The organism is Methylobacterium sp. 37f (genome assembly GCF_023093475.1).
GTDB lineage: Bacteria > Pseudomonadota > Alphaproteobacteria > Rhizobiales > Beijerinckiaceae > Methylobacterium.
In genome coordinates this window covers 13,180-33,154 of sequence record NZ_JAGHKN010000023.1, presented here as the reverse complement: position 1 = coordinate 33,154, position 19,975 = coordinate 13,180, and the positions used below count along the sequence as shown (strand labels likewise).

The window sequence follows — 19,975 nt, the reverse complement described above, 5'->3', positions numbered from 1 at the left end:
CCGGCGGGATCTCGGCATGGTGCAAGACGAGGACGAGGGTGAGGATTGGCGCTCGGTCAGCACCCGGGCGCTGAATCCGGACGAACTGACGCAGGCGCGCCAGCGCGCGCACGAGCCCGGCCGCGGGCGCCGCGCGACCGATCCCGCCGACATCCCCCGGGCCGGGTGGCGGGACATCCTGTGGCGGGTGGTCTGGGCGATACCGCAGGACCGGGTGCTGACCACGGCGGGGGGCGTCGCGTTCTTCGCCCTGCTCGCCGTTTTCCCAGGCCTCGTCGCCGTGGTCTCGATCTACGGGCTGTTCTCGGACCCCAACGTCATTAGCCAGCATGTCAGCCTCCTGGCGGATATCCTGCCCCCTGGTGCACTCCAGCTCCTGTCGGATCAGCTCGTACGGATCGCCCAGCGTGGCACAGGCTCCCTCGGCACCACATCCGGCATCAGCCTACTGATCGCCCTGTGGAGCGCCAATTCCGGGGTCAGCGCGCTCTTCGATGCCTTGAACGTGATCTACAAGGAGCGCGAGAAGCGCACCCTGCTCCGCTTCTACGCCACCACCTTCCTGTTCACGATCACCAGTGTGGTGTTCTTCCTCGTCTCCACCAGTGCGGTCGTGCTGCTCCCCGCGATCCTCGATCGCCTCGGCGTCGTCACCGCCACCGACACGATCCTGCAAATCGTGCGCTGGCCGGTTCTCCTCGCCATCGTGAGCCTCAGCCTGTCGCTGATCTACCGCTACGGCCCGAGCCGGAACCGGGCGAAGTGGCGCTGGGTGACCTGGGGCGGTACCCTGGCGGCGCTGCTCTGGGTCTCGGCCTCCGGGCTCTTCTCCTGGTACGTGGCGAGTTTCGACAGCTACAACCGCATCTACGGCTCGCTCGGCGCCGGCATCGGCTTCATGACCTGGATGTGGCTGTCGATCGTGATCATGCTGGTGGGGGCCGAGATCAACTCGGAGATGGAGCGCCAGACCGGGTGCGACAGCACCGAGGGACGCCCGAAGCCGCTGGGCGTCCGGCAGGCCTATGCCGCCGACAGCGTGGGGCCGAGCCAGGCGTGAGGGCTGCTCCGGACCCGGCTCCGGCTCCGGACCCGGTTCCGGCATATGGGGAACAGCGCCACGGCCAGCCGGGTTTCTCGATCCACAGCGTCGCGTGGGGCGCACGAACTGCGTCTGGCGAAGGGAGTGGCGGATGGCCGGCGAGACGCCCGACGGCGACAGCATACGGGCCGCAGATGCGGATCATCCCGCACCGAGAGGAGCCGACCGGGGCCGCCGGGGGAACGCCATGACGGGCGGCCGACATTGAGCGGAGCCCCGGCGAGCGGCGCCCCGGCTTTCCCGCGCCGCGACCTCGACCGCCTGATTGCCCTGGGACGGCAGAGGGGCGAACTCACGCCGGCCGACCTGCAGGCGGCCCTGCCGATCCAGAGTATGAGCGCGGAGGCGATCGCGCAGGTCGTCCTGGACCTCGATGCCGCCGGCATCGCGGTGGAATTGGAGGATCTGGTTCCAGGGCTCGCCCATCCGGGTGGAATCGCGCCGGTGCCGCTCGCGCCCGCCCTCGGTCCCGCGAGTCCGGCCGTGCCCGCCTCCTCGCCGCGCGTATCCGGCGCCAAGCCACGGCAGGAGGCCCCGTCAGCCTCCAGCGAGGGACAGGCCGAGGCCAATCCGCCCGTCAGGGAGGGCCGAGTCGGGCGCGCGGTGCTCGTGGCGGGCCTGATCGTGCTGGCCCTGCTGATCGCAGTCCTGATGCTGCTCGGGCGATGAGCTTGGGCCTGGAATACCCGAACCTCGGTCCCGCCCCGGCGTTGGCCCAGGAGGGCCCCGACAGAATGCGCACGCGGGAGAACGACATGGACATCCAGGGCACCATCGCGGAGGCGATCATCGCCGAGCTGCAGCGTCAGGCCGAGATCGGCGAGCCCGGGCTGACGCTTGATGCCAGCGAGCCGGGGTATCTCACGGTCGATGGGCGGATCGATCTCGACGCCCTCATCATGGTGATCGAGGGCGCGCTGGCCGGAGGGCCGTGAGTGCCGGCCGAACCGTCGTCCGGGACGCCGCGTCGGCCTCCTTCGCTATCACCCGGTTCCTCATCACCCCTTTTCGCCATCGTCCCTTTGGCTAAGGAAACATCGCCGTTGAAAGCCGAGATCCTCAGCCTGCGCACCCTCCATGACGGTTGGAGCCGCTACACGCTGGCCCGGGTTCGCCTCGCCGACGGCAGCGAGGCCGAGCGGGAAATCGAGGACCACGGCAATTCCGTCGGCGTGCTGCCCTACGATCCCGAACGCCGGGTCGCGACGCTGGTGCGCGAGCTGCGCGTTCCCGCCCTCTACGCCAACGGGGAGCAGAGCCAGCTCGAAGCACCGGCCGGGCTGATCGACGACGGCACGCCCGAGGAGAACGCCCGGCGCGAGGTGCTGGAAGAAGCGGGCCTTCGCCTCGGTGACCTGGACTTCGTCGGCGCCACCTATTCCTGCGGCGGCATCTCGACGGAGCGCATCCACCTGTTCCTGGCGGCCTATGCCGAGGCCGACCGCGTGGCCGGCGGAGGTGGCGCAGAGGGCGAGCACGAGAACATCCGCGTCGTCGAGATGCCTTTGGCCGACCTCGCCCGCATGGCGGAGCGCTGCGAGCTGACAGACCTCAAGACCCTGACCCTGGTGCTGGCCCTGCGGGTCCGCAGGCCGGACCTGTTCGCCGGGTAATCGGCGAACTGGTGGGCGATGGTGTCGGCGAAGGGGTCAGACCGCGTCGCCGATCACGCCGGCCTCGTCCTGGGCCTGGAGCACGTCGGGACGCGGCATCGAGATGATGTTGTAGCCGGAATCGACGAAATGGATCTCGCCGGTGACGCCCCCCGACAGCTCCGAGAGCAGGTACATGGCCGAGCCGCCGACCTCTTCCTGGGTCACGGTCCGGCGGAGGGGCGCATGGGCCTTCTGGTGGTTGAACATCAGGCGCGCGTCGGCGATGCCCGCGCCGGCCAGGGTCCGCATCGGTCCGGCCGAGAGGGCGTTGACCCGGATGCCGTCGGGGCCGAGATCGCCCGCGAGATAGCGTACCGACGCTTCAAGGGCCGCCTTGGCCACGCCCATCACGTTGTAGTTCGGCATGATCCGGGTGGAGCCGCCATAGGTCAGGGTGAGCAGCGATCCGCCCCGCGGCATCCGCTTGGCCGCGCGCTGCGCGATCTCCGTGAAGGAGAAGCACGAGATCGTCATCGTGCGGGAAAAGTTCTCGCGGGTGGTGACGTCGACGTAGCGGCCCTTGAGCTGGCCCTTGTCGGAGAATCCGATCGCGTGGACCACGAAGTCGAGCCCGTCCGGAAAGCGCGCATCGAGGGCCGTGAACAGCGTATCGACGCTGGCGACGTCCTCGACGTCGCAGGGCAGCACGATGTCCGAGCCGACCGAGGCGGCCAGCGGCGTCACCCGGCGGCCCAGCGCGTCGCCCTGATAGGTGAAGGCCAGTTCGGCGCCGTGCCGGTGCAGAACCTTGGCGATGCCCCAGGCGATCGAGTGATCGTTGGCGACCCCCATGATGAGGCCGCGCTTTCCCGCCATCAAACCTGTCATGCACTTCCCCCGGACGCAGAACGCGGGCCGCCTGAGGACCCATCACCGTTGGGGGAGGCTTAGCGCGGGGCTCGTGGCCCTGTCCAATCCCGGGCCGGTCTGCATAGGCCCGAAAACGCACAGACCCCGTCGCGGTGAGGTCGCGTCGGGGTCTGTCGAGAACGATCGGTTGCCGCGTCGCGAGGGCGCGGCCTTCAGAAGTGGCCGTTGGTGTCGCAGTTGGCGCGGTCGATCATGACCTGCTTGATGTAGACGGCGGTGGTCCCGGCAAGAGCGATGCCGCCGACCGTCCCGAGGGCGAACCACAACATGGCGGAGCCTTCCAGAATTCCTTCAGAAACAAGGAACGGCGGAAGACTCTTTTGGGTTCCCCGGAGCCGTGAACGAACCGTTAAGCTGCGGCCGCACGACTGCGCCTGCGCTCCGGATCACGCGGGTCAGGCGTCGACGTGCTTGAGCACCAGCGTCGCGTTGGTGCCGCCGAAGCCGAAGGAGTTCGACAGGACGTGGCCGAGCTTGGCCCCGTCCCGGCGCTGGCGCAGGATCGGCATGTCGGCGAAGGCCGGGTCGATCTCGTCGATATGGGCACTCTCGCAGATGAAGTCGTTGTTCATCATCAGGAGCGCGTAGATCGCCTCCTGCACGCCGGTCGCGCCGAGGGAGTGGCCGGTGAGCGACTTGGTGGCGGCGATCGGCGGACAGGCGTCGCCGCGTCCGAAGACCTGGCGGATGGCGTCGATTTCCTTTGCGTCGCCCACCGGCGTCGCGGTGGCGTGCGGGTTGATGTAGTCGATCTTGGCGCCCTTCAGACCCTCGATCGCCTGGCGCATGCAGCGCACCGCGCCCTCGCCGGAAGGGGCGACCATGTCGTACCCGTCCGAGGTCGCGCCGTAGCCGGCGATCTCGCCGTAGATGGTCGCGCCGCGCGCCTTGGCGTGCTCGTATTCCTCGAGCACCAGCACGCCGGCGCCGCCCGCGATGACGAAGCCGTCGCGATTGGCGTCATAGGCGCGGGAGGCCCGGGCCGGGTTGTCGTTGTACTTTGACGACATGGCGCCCATGGCGTCGAACAGCACCGAGAGGGTCCAGTCGAGATCCTCGCAGCCGCCCGCGAAGATGATGTCCTGGCGCCCGCCCTGGATGACCTCGGCGGCATTGCCGATGCAGTGGTTCGACGTCGCGCAGGCCGAGGAGATCGAGTAGTTCACACCCTTGATCTTGAACCACGTCGCCAGTGTCGCCGAGGCGGTCGAGGACATGGCCTTGGGCACCGCGAAGGGGCCGACGCGCTTCGGACCCTTGTCCAGCGCGATGGCGGCGGATTCGACGATGACCTTCGTGGAGGGGCCGCCGGAGCCCATGATGATGCCGGTGCGATCGTTCGAAACGTCGCTCGCCTCAAGGCCGGCGTTCCGGATCGCCTGGTCCATGGCGACGTGGTTCCAGGCGGTGCCGCCGCCGTGGAAGCGCATGGCACGCCGATCGACGACGCCCTCGGGATCGAGGGTCGGGCGACCCTCGACCTGACTGCGGAAGCCGTGCTCCGCGTAGGAGGCCGAGCGCCCGATGCCGGACTTGGCCTCGCGCAGGGAGGCGAGGACTTCCTCGGTGTTGTTGCCGATGGATGAGACGATGCCCATCCCGGTGATCACGACACGCCGCATGGACACGATGCTCTCCGCCGCCGGGGCTTGTTCTTCGCGGTGCTTGTTCTTGAGACGGCACCTTCGCGTGGATTCAGGTAGGACTCGGGCGTCCCGATCTCAACCGCGTCGGGTTCATCCGCCCGCGGCTTGGGTCTAGAACTGGGTCCAGAGCTGGGCCTAGGCTTGGAATCTAGGCCTGGGCCTGGAACAGCGCGACGCGCAGGTCCTTCGCCTCGTAGATGCGGGTGCCGTCGGCCTCGAGCCAGCCATCGGCGATGCCCAGCACCAGCTTGCCGAGGCGGACCCGCTTGATATCGATCCCGTAGACGACCTTGGTCACCGTGGGCAGGACCTGATCCGAGAATTTGACCTCGCCGACGCCGAGCGCGCGACCGCGCCCCGGAGCACCGAGCCAGCCAAGGTGGAAGCCGACGAGCTGCCAGAGCGCGTCGAGGCCGAGGCAGCCCGGCATCACCGGATCGTTCTTGAAGTGGCAGCCGAAGAACCAAAGGTCCGGCCGGATGTCGAACTCGGCGAGCACGTGGCCCTTGCCGTGGGCGCCGCCCTCCGACCCGATCGAGACGATGCGGTCGAACATCAGCATCGGCGGCAGCGGCAGCTGCGCGTTCCCGGCGCCGAACAGCTCGCCACGGCCGCAGGCGAGCAGTTCCTCGTAGGAATAGTGCGAGGCCCGCTGGGGCGCGGCGGTCGCCGGGGCGGTGCCCGACGGAGCGTTCGGATCGGAAGCGGAAGACATGATGAGCGGTTCGGTCCTCGAGGATGGGTCCGGGCGCGGGGCCCCTGGGGCTCGTGTCGCGAACCCCGATGCGGACCCGGCGCGAGCCGGTTCCGCCGGCGATGCGGCGCGAAATCGGCGCTTCGTTAACACAGGGCCTGTGCACCTCAAAGCTGCCCCGGCACCCGAAGTTCTCCCGAAGTCGATGCCTGGGATCGGAAGATCCACCGAGGAACACTGCACGGGAATGCCGGGGGACTTGAAACGGGGAGGCCGACGATGGGCCGGACCCGGAGCCCGGTCTGGCAGCCCCGCGCGTGGCTCGGGTTGCGGTAGGACGGCGGGTTCCGTATAGATATTCCCTCATTCTGTTCTGTTTTCCGCGTGGGATGTTTGTCAGCCCGATGTCGAACCTTCTGCCCCTGCAGGCCGTGCTGAACGCGCGGACTTCCGTTTCCGCCGGCGATGCGGCTGCCGGCCGTCGCGGATGTCCGTTGTCGGATCTGCGCGATCGTCTGCGCCGGGCGGGTCTGCGCCCGACCCGTCAGCGCCTGTCCCTGGGTTGGCTGCTGTTCGGACGGGGCGATCGTCACCTCACGGCGGAAATGCTCTACGACGAGGCGATGCGCGCCAAGGTGCCGGTGTCGCTGGCCACCGTCTACAACACCCTGCACCAGTTCACCGAGGCGGGCCTGCTGCGTCAGCTCGCTCTCGACGGCTCGAAGGCCTATTTCGACACCAATCCGAGCGAGCACCACCACTTCTTCCTCGAGGACGAGGGGCAGGTGCTGGACATGCCCGATTGCGGGATCACGGTCGATTCGCTGCCGGATGCGCCCGAGGGCATGGAAATCGCCGGCGTCGAGGTCATCGTGCGTCTGCGTCGCCGCACCCCCTTGGCCCGCAAGGCCTGAAACAAGACCTGCACCGGGACGACGGCGGATCCCGCAAGACCACGATCGAGGCCCGGGCAACCGGGCCTTTTTCGTTCGCGGCAGCCGTCCCGATGCCGTCCTCCTCCCGTCTCGAGCGGCGGTGCCGCAACGATGGGGACCGGCCCGGGTTATCGCTGGGCGAATGATCGCTCCGGCGGCTCCGGCCGCCTCTCCCGTCTCCCCTCTGACACCGGACTGGTATGGCTCCCTCCCGCATCGTCTGCGTCCGCCACGGCGAATCGACCTTCAACGCCGCCCATCGGTTGACCGGGCGCGACCCGGGACACGTGGACGCCCGGCTGACCGAGCGCGGCCTGGGCCAGGTCCAGGCGGCCCGGACGGCCCTGCACGACATCCCCTTCGACCTCGTGGTCACGTCGCCGCTGACCCGGGCGATCCAGACCACCCAGGGTATCTTCGGCGACCATCCGAGCCGGCCGCGCATCCTCGTGGAGGTGCTGCACCGCGAATGCCAGGAGAGCAGTTGCGACGTCGGCCGCGCCGCTTCGATCCTGGCCACCGAGTTCCCCGACGTGGCGGTCGATCACCTGCCGGAAATTTGGTGGCACGCCGAGGGCGAGCCGGATGCGAGCGGGGTGCACATCGAGCCCCGCACCCTGTTCGATGCCCGCGTCCTCGGTTTTCGCGACTGGTTGGCTGCCCGGCCGGAGCGCAGCATCGCGGTGGTCGGGCACGGCACCTTTTTCTACCACCTGACCGGGGTCTGGCTCGACAATTGTCAGACCGTCACGTTCGACCCCACCGCCGAGCCGGTCCTCGTCTGACTCGAGCCCGGACCGCGCAGGCCAGCCCGTGCTCGCGCGGCATCGAAACGGTCCCGCGCCAGCCCCGCATCGATCGACGAGGCGCCGCGCCCGAGCGCCAGGGCCTCATCAAGGATCTGGGCGGCCACCGCCCAGGTTCCGTCGATGAAGGGAGCGGCCCCTTCCGCGACCTCGGCGGCACAGCGTGCATCGCAGAACGCCTTCACGGCCGCCGAGGCTGCGCGGGCCACCGCCGACGCGCGGGCGCCCTGGGTCCAGGCGCCCCGTCGCGACGCGCGGCATCGGCCAGCGCTCCACCCTCCCAGGCCGCATCGCGGGCTGCCGCGCGCGCACCCTCGGGGCCACACGCGCCGTCGCAGCGGGCGGCGAGGGCCGGGAGACCAGCGGCGTCGAGGAGGGGAGGCAGGATCCGCCGAACGCTGGCCTCGGCCAGGAAAGCGACGCGCCGCGCCTCGGTCTCGGGTTCGGCGGCGGAGCCGGCAAGGCGGAGCACGAAGGCCATCAGCCGGGGGCGCTCACCATCCGGCATGGCGTCGTTCAGCCCGAGGACATAGGCGGCGAGGGGTTGCGAGAAGCAGGGCGGGCAATCGGTCGAGGCGCGGATCGCCCGGTAGGGCAGGCCCGCCGCCACGATGGCGGCTTCGTTGATGCAGGTGCCGCCGTCCGGGCCGGGAAAATCATGGGAGCCGGCCAGGAGCCGGCCAGGAGCCGCCAGTTCAGAATCTGTTCGAAGCCCGCCGCCATGCCTCAGGATCTCCCGCCGGTCTCCGGGAGACTGGCACGTCGCACAGGGCTTGGCGAGAGAGCTTCACGAGAGAGGTTGACGAGCGCCCCCCGCCTTCAGCCGCCGAGATTGGCCGCGAGCCCGGCCAGCATGGCGAGGCCGAGCACCAGCACGAAGGCGCCCGCCAGGAGTTCGAGCGTCCCGACCGCGCGGGCGCCAGCCTGGCCGCGTCCGCCCGCGAGCCGAAGGGCGAAGGCCTTGGCGAAGACCGCGAGGCTGGCGAGCGCGCCCGTGGTCAGGGCGGTGCCGAGCGCCATCGCGAAGGTCGCGGCGATGCCGGCGGCAAGCAGGCCCTGCGAGGCGGAGAAGACCAGGATCAGGACGGCCCCGGCACACGGACGCGTGCCGGCTGCCAGCACCACCCCGGCCCGCTCGCGCCAGGTGTGGAGGCGTGCGAGGGCGGTCGCGTCGGTGAGGTGGACGTGCCCGCAATCGGGCGCGCAGGCGGCGTTCCCGAGCCCGGCGAGCCGCCCGGCCTTGCGCCAGGTGACGCTGAGGCCGAGGAGGGCCACCAGGGCGAAACTGACGGTCTCGATCACCGTGCCGGCGCGGGTCATGCCCGCGGCGGTGGCGCCGAGCACCAGCGTGCCGATCCCCACGAGGGCGATGGCCACGAGCGCCTGCAGCAGGGCAGCGGCGAAGCTCAGGGTGAAGCCGCGCGTCAGGGCTCGCTCGCCGGCGACGATGTAGCCGGCGATCACCGCCTTGCCGTGGCCCGGGCCAGCGGCGTGGAAGACGCCGTAGCTGAAGCCCAGCAGCATCATCGGCCCCCAGGGGCCGTCCTGCTTCAGCGCCTGGACCGAGGCCTGAAGGCTGCGCGAAAAGCTCGATTGCAGGGCGAGGATCCAGCCGCCGAGGCCGGTGGCGGCAGGGGCGGCCTCGCGAAAGCCGATCCCGAAGGGGGAGCGCGGCGCCGGCGCCCGCATCTCGGGGCTCACCAGCCAGACGAGGCCGGTGACGATGAGTGTCGCCGCCACCACCGCCCCGAGGGCGAGGAGCGCCTGTCGGCCGAGACGCCGGGCGGACCGGGGCGATCCGGTCTCGAGGGCGGTGCCTACGGACACGCGACGATGACCCGGTTGGCGAATTGGAGCCCGTAATTGGAGGCCGAGGTCAGGGCCTCGAAGAAGGCTTCCGACATCCCCGGCTTGGCATCCGCCGTTTTGCCGTCCGCAGATCTGCCGTCCGCTCCCGGATCGGTCTTCGGGCGCGTCACCGTGGCGGCGCACCCGGCTGGCGCTCCGGCGAGGCGGGCCGCATCGCTGCCCTCCGCCAGGGCGAACGAGACGAAGAAGGTCGGATCGTAGACCTCCAGGGCGGTGACGCCGCGGCCCTGCGCCACGGGCGTCTTGAGGGGCAGCAGAAAGCTCAGCGTGAGCTTGTCGCCCTCCATGACCATGCGGGGCTCGATTGGATCGGCGAAGGCCTGTTCCTTGCCGCCGACCTTCATCTTGGTGAAGTAGGCGAATTCGGCGAGATTGGCGGTGTTCTCGGCGGCGAGGCCGGCGAGTTCGTCAGGCGTGAGCTTGCCGTCCTTGTTGGCGTCGAGCCCCTGCGTGACGAAGGCCGAGTAGGAGGCGTCGAAGCTCCAGGCGTGCCGGATGCCCGTCACCCGCCCGCCTTCGCCATAGGCAATTTCGGCCTTGGTCGTCACCCAGACGTGCGGATGGGCAAGGCTCGGCGTGGCGAGGCCGGACGCCGCGAGCGTCAGCCCGCAGAGGGTCAGGAGGCGGAACGGCGACGCGATCGGCATGGCACGGGACGCTCGCGACTTAAGGTGAAGACATCGTTAACAGGCGCTGACCGCGTGGCTCTGCGCGATCCGATGTCTCCGGGGTCAGTGGGGCGAAAGCGAGGCGCCGGACCGGGAGGCCGTGGGGGCGGCCTCCGATCAGTCCCGCCGGGTCAGCGCGGTGATCTCGGCCTGCTCGGCGGCGCTGAGGCCTTCGGGGGCCGACTCCACCCGGCGGCGCGACAGGCGCCAGAGACCGAACAGTCCGAGGATCACCACTGCGATCGGGGTGAGCCAGAGCAGCAGGGTGTGCAGGGCAAAGACCGGGCGCAGGAGCACGTATTCGCCGTAGCGCCCGACCACGTAGGACTGCACCTGCGCGTCGTCGTCTCCCGCCTTCAGGCGCTCGCGCACGATGAGGCGCAGATCCCGAGCCAGGGGCGCATCGGAATCGTCGATGGACTGATTCTGGCATACGAGGCAGCGCAGGCCCGACGAGATGTCCCGTGCCCGCGCCTCCATCACAGGGTCCTTGAGGACCTCGTCCGGCTGAACCGCGCGGGCGCCGCCCGCGGCTGCGAGCAAGAGGGCGAGCGCGACGGCCGCGCGTCTGGCGGGCGCGCGGCTCATTCGGCGGGCGCCATGCCGGGGGGCAGCGCCTTGGCCTTCGCCCGCGCCGGGGCGCCGACCCGCATGCGCCGGTCGGTCAGCGACACCGCGCCGCCGAGCGCCATCACCACCGCCCCGAGCCAGATCAGCAGCACGAGGGGCTTGTAGTACAGCCGCAGGCCGATGGCGCCCTCGGGCAGCACCTCGCCGAGGCTGGCATAGACCTGGCTCGCCCCGATGGTCAGCAGGCCGGATTCGGTCACCGTCATCTTGCGGCTCGGATAGAACCGTTTGCCGGTCTCCACCGTCCCGATGAAGTCGCCGCCGGTATTGCGGATGGTGAGGAAGGCGGCGGTCTCGGCGTAGTTCTCGCCGGCGCGCGGGCCGACCCGGTCGAGGGTGGCCACGTAGGGGCCGGACGCCAGGGATTCGCCGGGCTTCAGGGTCTTCAGGCCTTCCGTCGCCCAGCCTTGGGCGGCGATGCCGAGGACCACCACGCCGACGCCCGCATGGGCCAGGGCCGTGCCCCAGGCCGAGCGCGGCAGGCCGGCGGCGCGGCGCCAGATCGCGGCGGCGCCCCGGGTGCGATTGGCGCCATAGCCGCGGGCCCGCGAGACGATCTCCATGGCGGAGCCGACCACGAGGTAGGCGCCGAGGCCGATGCCGACCGGGGCCATCATCGGTCCGCCCCAGGTCAGGGCCAGGACGGCGAGTCCGATCACCAGGGCGACGGCCAGGGCCGCGAACAGGCGCTGCGTCGCCGCGTGCACGTCGCCACGCTTCCACGCCAGGGTCTGGCCGAAGGGCACGATGAGCAGCAGGGGGATCGCCAGGGGAATGAAGGTGTAGTTGAAGAAGGGCGGTCCCACCGAGATCTTCTCGCCGGTCAGCATCTCCAGCAACAGCGGGTAGAGCGTTCCGACGAACACCGTCGCGCAGGCGGCGGCCAGGAACAGGTTGTTCATCACCAGCGCGCCCTCGCGGGAGATCGGCGCGAAGATGCCGCCCTGGCGCAGCATCGGGGCCCGCCAGGCGAAGAGCGTGAACGAGCCGCCGATGAACAGGATCAGGATGGCGAGGATGAACACGCCGCGGGTCGGGTCGGTGGCGAAGGTGTGGACCGAGGTCAGCACGCCCGAGCGCACGATGAAGGTGCCGAGCAGCGAGAGCGAGAAGGTCAGGATGGCGAGCAGCACCGTCCACACCTTCAGGGCGTCGCGCTTCTCCATGACGACGGTGGAGTGCAGCAGGGCGGTGCCGGCGAGCCAGGGCATCAGCGAGGCGTTCTCGACCGGGTCCCAGAACCACCAGCCGCCCCAGCCGAGCTCGTAATAGGCCCAGTACGAGCCCATCGCGATTCCGAGCGTCAGGAAACTCCAGGCGGTCAGCGTCCAGGGCCGCACGGCCCGCGCCCAGACGGCGTCGATGCGGCCCTCGATCAGCGCCGCGATGGCGAACGCGAAGGTGATCGAGAAGCCGACATAGCCGACGTAGAGCAGCGGCGGATGCACCGCGAGGCCGAAATCCTGCAGCAACGGGTTGAGGTCGTTGCCCTCGGCCGGGGCCGGGCTCACCCGGGTGAACGGGTTCGAGGTCGTGATGATGAAGAGCACGAACACGAAGGTGATCAGGCCCTGCACCGCGAGGGTGTTGGCCCGCAGGGTCGGGGGCACCGAATCGCGCGCCACCGCCACCAGGGCTCCGAACAGGGCCAGGATCAGGACCCAGAGCAGCATCGAGCCCTCATGGTTCCCCCAGACGCCGGAGATCTTGTAGAGGAAGGGCTTCGTGGTGTGCGAGTTCTCGATCACGTTCTGGACCGAGAAATCCGACGTGGCATGGGCGTAGGTCAGCGCGCCGAAGCTGAACAGGATGCAGGCGAAGGCGCCCAGCGCCGCCGGCGTGGCCACCGCCCGCAGGGCCTGGTCGCCGGAACGCGCGGCCCAGACCGGCATCACCGCCTGAACCAGGGACAGGGCCAGCGCCAGCGCCAGCGCGAAATGGCCGACCTCGATCAGCAAGGCTGGGGTGTCCTTCCGGGAAAGAGTGACCGAGGGGCGAAGGGTCGAGAGGCGAAGGGTCGAGAGGCGAAGAGTCGAAAAGCGGAGGGTCGCGAGGCGAGATGTTGGACGCGGCGGCGCATCATCGCTCGCTGCGCTGACCGAGGGTCTTGTCCCCCACCGAAGGCTTGGCCTCGGCGGCCGGCCTGGGTTTGTCGACCATACCCTTGTCGACCACGCCCTTGTCGACCATGCCCTTGCCCTCCTGCCAACGGCCCTGCGCCTTCAGCGCATCGGCGACCTCGCGCGGCATGTAGGATTCGTCGTGCTTGGCCAGCACCGTATCGGCGCGGAAGATACCGCCGGGCTGCAGCGTGCCCTCGGCCACCACGCCCTGGCCCTCGCGGAACAGATCCGGCAGCAGGCCGCGATACTGCACCTGCACGGTGGCGTTGGTGTCCGTCACCGAGAAATCCACGGTCTGGTCCGGCCCGCGCTGAAGGGAGCCGTCCTTGACGAGGCCGCCCAAGCGGAAGCGCGTTCCCGGCGTCACCGCCTGGGAGGCCACCTCGGTGGGCGAGCGGAAGAACACGATCGATCCGCTCATGGCTGACAGGATCAGGCCGAGCGCCAGGGCCAGCACGGCACCGCAGGCGGCGATCAGGATCAGGCGGCGGCTCTTGCGTGTCACGGAAAGGGGTCCGGTTCGGTGGCTCGGGGCGGTGCGGCGGGAAGGGTGTGCCCCGCCGGCGTTGCAGTCCGGTGGACGTGATCCAGGATAAAATCCGGTGGCTCACGGTGTCGGCCGAGTGACTGGCGCGGTCAAGGGCCGGGGCCGGGACCGATTGTCAGGGGCAGCGCGGCTCCGGCGCAGCCCCGAGCCCGTATCGGGACGTCCGTGGGTTGAGGTATCGGCGGGTTGCGATGTCAGGGTTTGGGCGCCGGCCGGGGTGCCTGAGGGCGAAGCTGAAGTTCGCGCGACAATTCATCGAGACGCTCGATCGCTCCGGGATCGGGGCTGAGCGCCATGCGGGCCCGGTCGAGGGTCTGAGCCGCCTTGTCGCGCTCCCCGAGGGCGCTGTAGGAGCGCACGAGGCGCAGCCAATCGTCGATGCTGCCGCCCTTGGAGGCCAGGCGGCGGTCGAGGCCCGCCACCATGCCACGGATCGCGGCATCGCGCTCGGCCGCCGGCATCGCCTTGACGGCCGCCACGGCGGCCTCGGTCCCGGCGCGCCCCGCCTCGTCCGGGTTGGCCGCCGGCGCGACCGGCGCGGCATTCGCCCCGAGGGCGATCTCGCGCGCCATCTCGTCCAGGTGATTCTTGGCCTCCGGCTCGTCGGCCAGGGCCTTGCGCGCCCGCTCGAGGGCGGCGGCCGCCTTGTCGGTCTCCTTGAGCACCCCGTAGGAGCGCACCAGCCGCAGCCAGTCCTCGAGCGTGCCGCCCCGGTCGGCGAGGCGCTTGTCGAGGCTGTCGACCATGGCCCGGATGGCGCCGTCGCGGCTCGCCGGCGGCAGCGCCTGGAGTGCGGCGGCGCGATCGGAGTCAGGGGAGGCCGGGGCCGCTTCGCCCTTCAGTCGGGCGAGGTTTTCGCGCACGAGGGGCAACCAGGGCGCATCCGCGGGGGCAGCCTCGGCCATGGCCTGCAGGCGCCGGATCGCTTCCGGGATGTCGCCGTCGAGTTCGGCGCCGCGCGCCAGGTAGAAGCGCGGCTTGGCCGCCTGAGCATCGAGGTCGACCGCGCGCTGGAAGATCGCCTTGGCCTGGGGTGTGACGGCGCCGTTGCTGCCCGCCACCAGGGCCTCGCCCCAATCGGACAGGCGCTGCGGCGTCTCACCGAGGAGGCGGGCGGCCGCCTCGTAGGCGTGGGCGGCGTCGTCGAACCGGCCCATCCGCATGTAGACGGGGGCGAGCACCGACCAGCCGCGCCCGTCGGTCGGATCGGCCGCGAGCCGGGCTTCGATCTGGCCGATCGCCTTGAGGAGATCCTGGTCGCCGGTCTGGGCGGCCGAGCGCTCGGCCTGGCCCTGGGCCGGCATGTGCGGCGAGCCGTAGAGGCCGTACGCGATAAGGGCGACGAGCGGGATGGTTGAGAGGGCGAACGCCGAGGCCGCCCGGCGCTGGCGCAGGGCCGGCTCGGCGATGTCCTGCGCCGCCGGAACGCCGGCGCGGTTGGCGCGCAGCAGGCGACGGGCCGCCTCGGTGCGGGCGGCCTCCGCCTCGGGTGCGGCGATCAGGCCCCGGGCCTGGTCACGCTCGATCTCGCGGAGCTGATCCTCGTAGAACCCGGTCTCGGTGGCGAGACCGCCGGCCTCGGGCGGGGCGGCGGGATTGGCCCGGCGCGACATCGGCCAGAGCAGGGCGAACACCGCGGCACCCGTCATGACCGCCAGTATGAACCAAAGTGCCGTCATCACGCCCCGAACGCTGCCCCGCTTGCATGTAGACGCGGGTTCCCGCCAGCACGATGCAGGCGTCGGGCGACACGGTGTCACGCGCAGCCCTTCGGGGGAGCGCGCAACCCTAGCGGATATGCCGGGCGGATCAATCCGCCCCAGTCCGGCCGCCCCAGTCCGGCGGGTCAGTGTGGGACGATGCCCGCCGGCGCGTCCCCCGGCACCTCGATCACCGCCCGCAATCCGCCGAGCGCGGCCTCCTCCAGGCGGAAGCGGCCGCGGTAGAGGGCCGCGAGATCGGCTACGATCGAGAGGCCGAGGCCCGAGCCGGGCTTCGACTCGTCGAGGCGCCGGCCGCGCCCGAGGACCGCGGCCCGATCGTCCGGGGCGAGGCCGGGGCCATCGTCCTCGATCGCCACCAGAAGGTGGGGATAATCGTCCTTGCCGACCGCCTCGGCCCGGATCGCGACGCGGCCGTGCGCCCATTTCGAGGCGTTGTCGACGAGATTGCCGATCATCTCCTCGAAATCCTGGCGTTCGCCCCGGAAGCGCAGGCCGGGCGGCACATGGACCTCGTAGGCGATATCCTTGTCGCGGTAGATCTTGCCGAAGGTGCGGACCAGACCGGCCAGCGCCGGCTCCACCTCCGTCGAGGTGCCGAGGGTGCCGGCCAGGGCCGCCGCCCGGGCGCGGTCGAGATGGTAGTTGACCTGGTCGCGCATCACCGCCGCCTGTTCGCGGATCTTGGCCGCGAGGTCACCGGGCGCATCGGCGGCGCCGACCTCGTTGACGATGATCGAGAGCGGGGTCTTGAGGGCGTGTGCGAGGTTGCCGACCTGCGTCCGCGCCCGCTCCAGGATCTCCCGGTTGGTCTCGATCAGCAGGTTCACCTCGCCCGCCAGGGGGGCGATGTCGCGCGGGTACTCGCCGGTGATGCGGTCCGATTCACCCCGCCGGATGGCACCCAGCGCCGTGCGCAGCTTGGCCAGCGGCGCGAGGCCGAAGCGGATCTGCAGCAGGGTGGTGAGCGCCAGTGACAGGCCGAGCAGCCCGAAGGTGACCATCAGCGAGAAGCGGAAGCGGTCGACGTCGTTCTCGATCTCGTCGGCGGGGCCGGCCACCCGCACGGTGTAGCGGCCGTCCTCCCCGATATCGACGTCGCGCTCGATGATGCGCAGGCGGCGCTCGTCCTGGGCCCGGCCGTAGCCCTGGCGGATCTGGCCGATGCCCGCCTTGCTGTCGGAGGTGGCGGCGGCCTTCAGGGGCACGCCCACCAGGGAGCGTGAGGTGCGCAGGTCGCGCGGCTTCGCGTCGGGGCGCCCGATCTGCCAGTACCAGCCCGACAGGGGCAGGTCGAAGCGCGGATCGCTCAAGGTGAAGGACCGGCTCTCCGGGTCGTTGGGCGAGACGAGATCGGTGGCGAGATTGTTGGCATAGACCAGCAGGCGGCTGTCGAAGGCCCGCTCGGTGTTCTCGCGGTACAGGGTGGTCAGGATCCAGGCGGCGATCAGCAGGATCGCCGAACTCGCCAGCAGCGCCGAGGTGGCGAGGCGCACCGCGATCGAGCGGCGGCGCATGGGCAGCCAGGACGGGGAGGGGATCATGTGGACCAAGTCTACGCCACGGCTGCAGGTCTGAGCTACAGATTGGAAGGGAAATCGTCGCGGTCGATGATGGTGGCGTGACCGCTGGCGACCTGAACCGATTTCAGATCGCCGACGGTCAAATCATAGCCTGCGCCGAGCCGGATGTCTCACCTCGCCTGTTGCGGGTTTTCCGTAATCTACGGGTAGTTCGCGATAATTGTTTGCGTGCGAGCGCGGCATGAACCTGTTCAAGCTCATCCACGGTCGACGACATCCCGGACGACATCGCCGACGCGATCTTGAGCGCCAAGGTTCCAGGGGGACTGACGGACCCGGATTAGCGCGGGCCGCGGACGATGATCCCGGGTGAGCCGCCGATCGCCGGAACCGTGATCCGCTACGCCTTCCTCTGGTCGAACGAGGACCGCGACGGTCAAACGGCGGCGCAGACGGATCGGCCCGCCGTCCTGGTGATCTCGCGAAAGCCCGCGGACGAAAGCTGCATCGTCGCCCTCGTGCTTGCGCCCATGCAGACGCGGATCAAGGGCAGGCGCCTCGCGATGAGCCCGCGCCCCTGACATCACCCCCGCGCCACCGGCTGGTTCGGGTCGACGAGGTAGCCGAGGCCCCGGACGGTCTGGATCAGGTCGACCGCGAGCTTCTTGCGCAGGCGGCCGACGAAGACCTCGATGGTGTTGGAATCGCGGTCGAAATCCTGGTCGTAGAGATGCTCGGTCAGCTCGGCGCGCGAGACCACCCGGCCGGTATGGTGCATCAGGTAGGAGAGCAGGCGGTACTCGTGGCTCGTCAGCTTGACCGGGTTGCCGTCCACGAAGACCCGGCCCGAGCGGGTGTCGAGCACCACCGGCCCACAGGCGATCTGGCTGGTGGCATGGCCAGCCGCGCGCCGCAGCAGGGCGCGCACGCGGGCCATCAGCTCCTCCATGTGGAACGGCTTGGTCACGTAGTCGTCGGCCCCCGCATCGAAGCCGTCGACCTTGTCGGACCAGCGGTCGCGGGCGGTCAGGATGATGACGGGGGTCTTGATCCCGGCCCGGCGCCACTTCTGCAGCACGCTGACGCCATCGGTCTTGGGCAGGCCCATGTCGAGAATGATGGCGTCGTAGGGCTCGCTCTCACCGAGATAGCCGCCTTCCTCGCCGTCGAAGGCTTTGTCGGCGACGTAGCCGGCCTCCTCCAGGGCGTTGACCACCTGCCGGTTGATGTCCCGGTCATCCTCCACGACGAGCAACCGCACGGTATCGAACTCCTACGATGATGGCCCGAACCCGCGGGTCGGCGCGCAGCGCACGTTAGCCGTCTCCGGCCGGCGGCGAAACGGCGTCACGGACCGCTGACCTGCCCCGTGGTCGCATCCACGATGACGTGAACGAACTGTCCGTCCCGGCGCAGAGCCGTGAGCAGGTAGACGAGGGTCTCGTCCTGCCGGCACAGGCGCGCGCGCTGGATCTCCGCCCGAGGAATCACCTGCCGGGCGGCGCGGATGGCCGCCACCGGGGCGATCACCCGCTTGTCGGCCACCGCTTCGCGCAGATCCGCCGGACTGAGGCAGGTCTCGCTGCGGGGGATCGCGACCAAGGGGGCCGCGACCGAGCTGGTGCCGGTCGTGGTCTCCTCCGCGAACGTGTCGATCGAACCCGTCGCGAAGCCCGCGACGGTCAGTCCGATCAGCAACAGGGCGAGGAGGATGCGCATGTGGGAACAGTCTAGGGGGGAGGCACTGAATGCGCCCTGAATGCCAGCGCGCGCCGGGGTCGGGCCGAGGGCGACCCGGCAAGCCTGGTCCGGCTCAACCCCCGACCCTGCTCGGCACAACCCCAAGCATAACCTCGGCCATTCGGTTCCTGTGCGGTCCGACCCGGTGCTCAGCCCGTCCCGGCCAGGGCCAAAAGGCGGGCGAGAGCCATGCGCAGGCGCGTTCCGGCCACGGCGTGACCGTCGATATGGTCGCGCGCGGCGCGGCGCACGGCCGCCGCCGAGCGGTCGAAGCGAATTCGGGCAGCGCACAAGCGCAGGGTTGCCGCCCGGCGGCGGTCCCGGCGTCCGTGCAGGAGATGGGCGATGCGGTCCATGGGACGTCCTCAGGATCGGGGCCGGGTCTCGGCGAGACGGCGCAGGATGTCGTCCAGCTTCTCCCGGGCGCGGGCGTCGTTGCGCTCGACGTTGCGTGCGGTCTCGGTCGCCAGCCGCGACAGGTCTTCGAGCACGCGGGTTCGGCTTTCGAGGGCGGCCGCCACGGCGGCGTTGGTCTGCGAGGCCCGTTCCAGGGCGGTCGCGGTCGCACCGATGTCGCCGAGGCGCGCCTCCTGCACGCGCAAGGATTGACGGTGGAGGTGGATGCAGGCGAGCCCGAGGAGGACGGCGACGATCCAGCCGGCGCCCTCCTGCGAGACCAGGAGCCGGGCGGCTTCGAAGGCGATCTTTTCCAAATCCGGTCCTCCGTCTGCCCGGTCCTCCGTCTGCCCGGTTCTGCACCTGCCCGGTCCTGCCGTCGTCAGGCTTCCGCGCCCGGCCTCTCGCGCGCCCGGCCTCGCGCGTCATTCGGCTTGCCGCGTCCGGGTTCAGCAGGGTCAGGGCGTCCGACGCCGGCTTTCCACCTCGGCTGCGCGCAGGGCCGGCACCAGGGTGTTGGCGACCGTCGCCTCCTCGGTCAGCGGCAGGCTGCGGAACACCTTCTCGCCGAGGCCCGCGCCGCCGCCGGCCGCCCGGATGAGCCAGCCCGGCGCGGCGTCGAGGCCGCGCTGGACCGCGCGCGCGATCACCAGCGATCCGACCGGAACCGTCAGTGTCTGCCCGCGGGTCGCGCCCGCCACCGCGTTGACCGCGTAATCGGCGACATTGCGGACGAGGCGTTCCACCAGGCTGGCGGTGATCAGGAGGCGCAGCGGACCGGTCAGCCGGGCTACGGCCGCCATCGCGGCGGTCACGGCGAGCGGCACCAGCACGCTCCCGAGGCCCTGGATCGCGGACGCGACGGCGTCGCCCCAGGGCAGCGCGACGGAGGCCATCTCCGCCGCCGTACCCGGACGCGTGGTCGCGACGAGAAAGAGGCCGGTGGCGGCGAGGAAGCCGGCGCGGCGGATGCGAGAACGGATCATCGGAAACTCCATCGGGGGCAGGGCGGGACGCGGTGGATGGGCGGAGCAAGGTGGATGGGCGCGA

General features: G+C 70.4%; 21 protein-coding genes and 2 pseudogenes. 7 read left to right on the top strand and 16 right to left on the bottom strand.

The window, feature by feature from the left end; genetic code table 11:
* Positions 1-16 precede the first annotated feature (16 nt).
* The 4 genes from J7U37_RS15845 to J7U37_RS15830 all read left to right on the top strand — a co-directional run bounded on the left by J7U37_RS15845 (position 17) and on the right by J7U37_RS15830 (position 2,715).
* A complete protein-coding gene (locus tag J7U37_RS15845) occupies positions 17-1,060 on the top strand; it encodes a YihY/virulence factor BrkB family protein (RefSeq protein WP_247636342.1) in 1,044 nt (347 codons plus the stop codon).
* A gap of 246 nt (positions 1,061-1,306) precedes the next feature.
* Positions 1,307-1,771, top strand: coding sequence for an RNA polymerase sigma factor region1.1 domain-containing protein (locus tag J7U37_RS15840; protein WP_247636341.1), 465 nt, complete (start codon positions 1,307-1,309; stop codon positions 1,769-1,771).
* A 65-nt stretch (positions 1,772-1,836) separates the two neighbouring features.
* Positions 1,837-2,037 (top strand): hypothetical protein, encoded by a 201-nt coding sequence (locus J7U37_RS15835; RefSeq protein WP_247636340.1) that lies wholly within the window; start codon positions 1,837-1,839, stop codon positions 2,035-2,037.
* A 108-nt stretch (positions 2,038-2,145) separates the two neighbouring features.
* On the top strand, positions 2,146-2,715 hold the full coding sequence (locus J7U37_RS15830) for an NUDIX hydrolase (protein WP_247636339.1): 570 nt from the start codon (positions 2,146-2,148) through the stop codon (positions 2,713-2,715).
* A gap of 36 nt (positions 2,716-2,751) precedes the next feature.
* Here the strand turns inward: J7U37_RS15830 and fabI are convergent, their stop codons facing one another.
* The 3 genes from fabI to fabA all read right to left on the bottom strand — a co-directional run bounded on the left by fabI (position 2,752) and on the right by fabA (position 5,988).
* Positions 2,752-3,585: an enoyl-ACP reductase FabI gene (gene fabI / locus J7U37_RS15825; protein WP_056178491.1), complete on the bottom strand. Its 834-nt coding sequence runs from the start codon at positions 3,583-3,585 to the stop codon at positions 2,752-2,754.
* A gap of 437 nt (positions 3,586-4,022) precedes the next feature.
* Positions 4,023-5,249 carry a beta-ketoacyl-ACP synthase I gene (fabB, locus tag J7U37_RS15820; RefSeq protein WP_247636338.1) on the bottom strand — a complete coding sequence of 409 codons (1,227 nt, stop codon included), beginning with the start codon at positions 5,247-5,249 and terminating at the stop codon, positions 4,023-4,025.
* Between the two features lie 172 nt (positions 5,250-5,421).
* Entirely contained in the window at positions 5,422-5,988 is a 567-nt protein-coding gene (gene fabA / locus J7U37_RS15815) for a 3-hydroxyacyl-[acyl-carrier-protein] dehydratase FabA (protein ID WP_056178498.1), read from the bottom strand.
* Between the two features lie 383 nt (positions 5,989-6,371).
* Here fabA and irr point away from each other — a divergent pair, with 383 nt between their 5' ends.
* Entirely contained in the window at positions 6,372-6,881 is a 510-nt protein-coding gene (gene irr, locus J7U37_RS15810; RefSeq protein WP_056178502.1) for a Fur family transcriptional regulator Irr, read from the top strand.
* A gap of 221 nt (positions 6,882-7,102) precedes the next feature.
* On the top strand, positions 7,103-7,687 hold the full coding sequence (locus tag J7U37_RS15805) for a histidine phosphatase family protein (RefSeq protein ID WP_056178504.1): 585 nt from the start codon (positions 7,103-7,105) through the stop codon (positions 7,685-7,687).
* Here the strand turns inward: J7U37_RS15805 and J7U37_RS15800 are convergent.
* From J7U37_RS15800 to J7U37_RS15765, 8 genes and pseudogenes are all read right to left on the bottom strand, one after another.
* Positions 7,642-8,431 (bottom strand): annotated as a pseudogene (locus tag J7U37_RS15800) (hypothetical protein). The gene J7U37_RS15805 and the pseudogene J7U37_RS15800 sit on opposite strands and share 46 nt — an antisense overlap.
* Positions 8,432-8,527: 96 nt before the next feature.
* Positions 8,528-9,535, bottom strand: a complete 1,008-nt coding sequence (locus J7U37_RS15795; protein ID WP_247636337.1) for a nickel transporter — start codon at positions 9,533-9,535, stop codon at positions 8,528-8,530.
* A complete protein-coding gene (locus J7U37_RS15790) occupies positions 9,526-10,224 on the bottom strand; it encodes a DUF1007 family protein (RefSeq protein WP_247636336.1) in 699 nt (232 codons plus the stop codon). Before J7U37_RS15790 ends, J7U37_RS15795 begins: the two co-directional genes overlap by 10 nt.
* Positions 10,225-10,362: 138 nt before the next feature.
* Positions 10,363-10,833, bottom strand: coding sequence for a cytochrome c-type biogenesis protein (locus J7U37_RS15785; RefSeq protein ID WP_247636335.1), 471 nt, complete (start codon positions 10,831-10,833; stop codon positions 10,363-10,365).
* Positions 10,830-12,833, bottom strand: a complete 2,004-nt coding sequence (locus J7U37_RS15780) for a heme lyase CcmF/NrfE family subunit (protein WP_056178517.1) — start codon at positions 12,831-12,833, stop codon at positions 10,830-10,832. The genes J7U37_RS15785 and J7U37_RS15780 overlap by 4 nt, the downstream gene beginning before the upstream one ends.
* A 238-nt stretch (positions 12,834-13,071) precedes the next feature.
* Positions 13,072-13,503: pseudogene (gene ccmE / locus J7U37_RS15775) on the bottom strand (cytochrome c maturation protein CcmE); the annotation flags it as partial.
* Positions 13,504-13,739: 236 nt separating this feature from the next.
* Entirely contained in the window at positions 13,740-15,224 is a 1,485-nt protein-coding gene (gene ccmI, locus J7U37_RS15770) for a c-type cytochrome biogenesis protein CcmI (protein ID WP_056483475.1), read from the bottom strand.
* A gap of 167 nt (positions 15,225-15,391) precedes the next feature.
* A complete protein-coding gene (locus tag J7U37_RS15765; protein WP_056179889.1) occupies positions 15,392-16,810 on the bottom strand; it encodes a sensor histidine kinase in 1,419 nt (472 codons plus the stop codon).
* A 371-nt stretch (positions 16,811-17,181) separates the two neighbouring features.
* Here J7U37_RS15765 and J7U37_RS15760 point away from each other — a divergent pair, with 371 nt between their 5' ends.
* Positions 17,182-17,370, top strand: a complete 189-nt coding sequence (locus J7U37_RS15760) for a hypothetical protein (RefSeq protein ID WP_247636333.1) — start codon at positions 17,182-17,184, stop codon at positions 17,368-17,370.
* 2 nt (positions 17,371-17,372) lie between these two features.
* On the opposite strand, the gene J7U37_RS15755 is transcribed toward J7U37_RS15760, so the two are convergent.
* The 5 genes from J7U37_RS15755 to J7U37_RS15735 form a co-directional block, all read right to left on the bottom strand.
* The gene (locus J7U37_RS15755) at positions 17,373-18,050 is read right to left on the bottom strand and encodes a response regulator transcription factor (protein WP_056178530.1); all 678 of its coding nucleotides are present in this window, start codon (positions 18,048-18,050) and stop codon (positions 17,373-17,375) included.
* 86 nt (positions 18,051-18,136) lie between these two features.
* Positions 18,137-18,508 (bottom strand): PepSY domain-containing protein, encoded by a 372-nt coding sequence (locus J7U37_RS15750; protein WP_056178533.1) that lies wholly within the window; start codon positions 18,506-18,508, stop codon positions 18,137-18,139.
* A gap of 170 nt (positions 18,509-18,678) precedes the next feature.
* Positions 18,679-18,885 (bottom strand): hypothetical protein, encoded by a 207-nt coding sequence (locus tag J7U37_RS15745; protein ID WP_247636332.1) that lies wholly within the window; start codon positions 18,883-18,885, stop codon positions 18,679-18,681.
* A 9-nt stretch (positions 18,886-18,894) separates the two neighbouring features.
* Positions 18,895-19,242, bottom strand: coding sequence for a hypothetical protein (locus J7U37_RS15740; protein WP_247636331.1), 348 nt, complete (start codon positions 19,240-19,242; stop codon positions 18,895-18,897).
* Between the two features lie 141 nt (positions 19,243-19,383).
* Complete coding sequence (locus J7U37_RS15735) at positions 19,384-19,911, bottom strand: hypothetical protein (RefSeq protein WP_056178542.1); 528 nt, start codon at positions 19,909-19,911, stop codon at positions 19,384-19,386.
* Positions 19,912-19,975: the final 64 nt, after the last annotated feature.